Annotated in this window: 1 protein-coding gene; it reads left to right on the top strand. The window is 62.6% G+C overall.

What is annotated here, in order from left to right; translation table 11 throughout:
• The coding region (locus VRZ08_RS25060) for an integrase core domain-containing protein (RefSeq protein WP_414534251.1) at positions 1–345 on the top strand (345 nt) is incomplete at both ends.

Genomic DNA, 345 nt, shown 5'->3' with positions numbered 1-345 from the left:
AGCAGAACGGCCGCCACGAGCGCATGCATCTGACCTTGAAGCAGCAAACGACCCGCCCGCCGGGCGCCAACTTCCTGCAACAACAGCAGCGATTCGACGCCTTCGTCAGCGAGTTCAACACCGAGCGACCGCACGAAGCGCTCGCCATGCGGACCCCCGCAGACCTCTACGCACCATCACCCCGGCGCTATGCGGGATTGCCGGAGGTCGACTATCCCTTCCACGACAAAGATGTGCTCGTCACCGCCTGCGGCCGGATCTGCATGCATCGCAAGAAGATCAACATCTCAACCGTGATGGCCGGTCAGCGGCTCGGCATCAAGGAAGTCGACGACGGCATTTGGC

The sequence above is a fragment of the Rhodopseudomonas sp. G2_2311 genome (genome assembly GCF_047501505.1).
GTDB lineage: Bacteria > Pseudomonadota > Alphaproteobacteria > Rhizobiales > Xanthobacteraceae > Rhodopseudomonas > Rhodopseudomonas palustris_H.
The sequence above is the reverse complement of the archived record's forward strand: the minus strand, read 5'-3'. Positions and strand labels throughout refer to the sequence as shown.